The 2,357-nt window shown below is 59.5% G+C and carries 3 protein-coding genes; all 3 read right to left on the bottom strand.

The window, feature by feature from the left end; all coding sequences use genetic code 11:
- Positions 1-31 precede the first annotated feature (31 nt).
- Genes AOA59_RS31735 through AOA59_RS31745 form a run of 3 tightly spaced genes read right to left on the bottom strand, consistent with a single transcriptional unit; the run spans position 32 to position 2,257 of the window.
- Entirely contained in the window at positions 32-1,558 is a 1,527-nt protein-coding gene (locus AOA59_RS31735) for an IS66 family transposase (protein WP_099490152.1), read from the bottom strand.
- Between the two features lie 49 nt (positions 1,559-1,607).
- A complete protein-coding gene (tnpB, locus tag AOA59_RS33320) occupies positions 1,608-1,943 on the bottom strand; it encodes an IS66 family insertion sequence element accessory protein TnpB (RefSeq protein WP_158235291.1) in 336 nt (111 codons plus the stop codon).
- A complete protein-coding gene (locus AOA59_RS31745) occupies positions 1,940-2,257 on the bottom strand; it encodes a transposase (protein WP_158235292.1) in 318 nt (105 codons plus the stop codon). Before AOA59_RS31745 ends, tnpB begins: the two co-directional genes overlap by 4 nt.
- Positions 2,258-2,357: the final 100 nt, after the last annotated feature.

Consider the following 2,357-nt stretch of genomic DNA (forward strand, 5'->3'; position numbering starts at 1 on the left):
GTAAGCGTACGGGGAATACGCCTTGCGTAGATCAGCCAGGCATCCACTGATGCGGCAGTAGATGCTCGATCTCACTAGCTTTCTGCGTCGGCAATCGCGTCAGTACATCCTTGAGATACGCGTACGGATCATGCCCGTTCATGCGTGCCGACTGGATCAAACTCATGATCGCTGCCGCTCGTTTGCCACTGCGCAGAGACCCGGCGAACAACCAATTAGAGCGCCCAAGCGCCCATGGCCTGATCGTGTTCTCCACCGGGTTGTTGTCGATGGGGACGGCACCATCATCCAGGTAGCGCGTCAGCGCTACCCAGCGTTTCAAGTTGTAATCCAGAGCCTTGGCCGTGGCCGAGCCCTCGGGCACGAGGTCGCGCTGAGCCAGCATCCACTCATGTAACTTCTGTGCAATGGGCGCCGCTATTTCTTGGCGTAATCGCCATCGTTCTTCATCGCTCATGTCTTTGGCCTGCCGTTCGACTTCGTACAGCCCGCCGATTGAGTGCAGCGCTTGTTCGGCCAACTGGCTTTTGTTCGCTACATGCAGGTCGAAGAACTTACGGCGGGCATGCGCCATGCAGCCGATTTCGGTGATGCCCAGGTCGAAGCTGGCCTTGTAACCCGCGAAGTCATCACAGACCAGCTTGCCGTTCCAGGTGCCCAGGAAGTTGCGCGCATGTTCGCCGGCGCGGCTCGGGCTGAAGTCGTAGACCACCGCCTTGAGGGTCGAGTACGGCGTCGTGCAATAAGCCCAGACATAAGCTCGATGCGTCTTCTTCTCTCCGGGCGCCAGCATCTGCACCGGCGTTTCATCGGCATGCACGACTCGCTGAGCCAGCACCGCTTCGCGCAGTGCATCCACCAGCGGTTGTAGCTGTACGCCAGTTTGGCCCACCCACTGAGCCAGCGTTGAACGCGGGATCGCCAGGCCTGCACGGCCAAAGATCTTTTCTTGCCGGTACAGCGGCAGATGATCAGCGAATTTGGCTACCATCACATGCGCCAGTAGGCCTGCGGTCGGGATGCCCTTGTCGATCACTTGGGCCGGCACCGGTGCTTGGATCAGTGTTTCGCACTGTCGGCAGGCCCACTTTCCACGTACATGCTGCTCAACGGTAAACACGCCAGGTGTGTAATCCAGCTTCTCGCTGACGTCTTCGCCGATGCGCTGAAGCTGGCACCCGCAGACACACTGGGTGTTTTCTGGCTCGTGACGAATGACGGTACGTGGGAACTGCGGCGGCAGCGGCGCGCGCTTGGGCTTTTGGCGGGTTTCGTCCGACGTTGGGGCGGGACGAAGCGCGTTCAGTTCTGCCTCGATAGCCTCAAGGTCGGTGTTGAGCAAGTCATCCAGCAAGCTGCCTTGCGCTGGGCTTATCTGCTCGCTGCGCTTGGCGAACTTGTGGCGCTTGAGGATGGCAATCTCGTAAGAGAGCTGCTCGATGATCGTCTCGTCACGATGGATTTTTCGGCCCATGGTGTCGACCTTCGACAGCAACTGCGCAGCGAGTGCGCGCAGTTGTTCGGGTGTCATTTGGTCGAGATTGGGCGAGGAAGTCATGTCGTGGATTTTACCAAAGCGATCCACCTGCCACAGCTGAAAAGCAAGGCTAAATCACTGTGATTGTGCCGTTAGCGCCAACTCGCTGCCATGGCAAACCGAGCACCAGCGCTTGAAGTTGTTCAGCGTCGAGCCCGACTTCCAAGCCGCGATGAGTGCCAGGCCAGTGAAACTTGCCTTGGTTCAAACGCCTCGCGGCAAGCCAGATGCCCACGCCATCGTGCACCAGCACCTTCATCCGGTTGGCCCGGCGGTTGGCGAACAGATAAGCGCAGTGCGGCTTCGCCGCACCGAACACAGCGATCACGCGGGCCAACGCAGTTTCGGTGCCGGCGCGCATGTCCATGGGCTCGGTGGCTAGCCAGATGGCGTCGATGCGTATCATTGCGAGAGGCTGCGGATAAAACGTGCGCAGCCGTCCGGGTCGGAGATGGGCCATTTGACCGTGATGGATTTGTCGCCCAGCGGCAGTGCGATAACCACCGCTTCATCAGCGTGCCTTTTAGGTATCGGTTGCAGCGGTACGAACGCGGGAAGTGGCGCGACGGGTTTGTCCCGGTAAATCGGCAGCCACTTGCGGATGACGTTGGCGTTGATGCCATGGCTGATGGCGACGCTGGACACCGTGGCGCCTGGTTGCAGGCATTCCTGCACGACCTGGGCCTTGAAGGGTTTGGGGTAAGAGCTTCGTTGGCGCATGAGAATCCTGGCGATAAGGGTGATCGCGTCCGCTTAAAAATAGGCGGACACCATCGCCCTTAATTCCGGATTTCTGAAGGTGTGTTCGCTGGCCGCTTAC

Origin of the sequence: Pseudomonas sp. 2822-15, from assembly GCF_002742515.1 — a bacterium.
Classification (GTDB): domain Bacteria; phylum Pseudomonadota; class Gammaproteobacteria; order Pseudomonadales; family Pseudomonadaceae; genus Aquipseudomonas; species Aquipseudomonas salomonii.

Excerpts from the sequence above, each read along its gene's own strand:
- AOA59_RS31745 (WP_158235292.1), bottom strand. The coding sequence starts at position 2,257 with ATGCGCCAACGAAGCTCTTACCCCAAACCCTTCAAGGCCCAGGTCGTG.
- AOA59_RS31735 (WP_099490152.1), bottom strand. The coding sequence starts at position 1,558 with ATGACTTCCTCGCCCAATCTCGACCAAATGACACCCGAACAACTGCGC.
- tnpB (WP_158235291.1), bottom strand. The coding sequence starts at position 1,943 with ATGATACGCATCGACGCCATCTGGCTAGCCACCGAGCCCATGGACATG.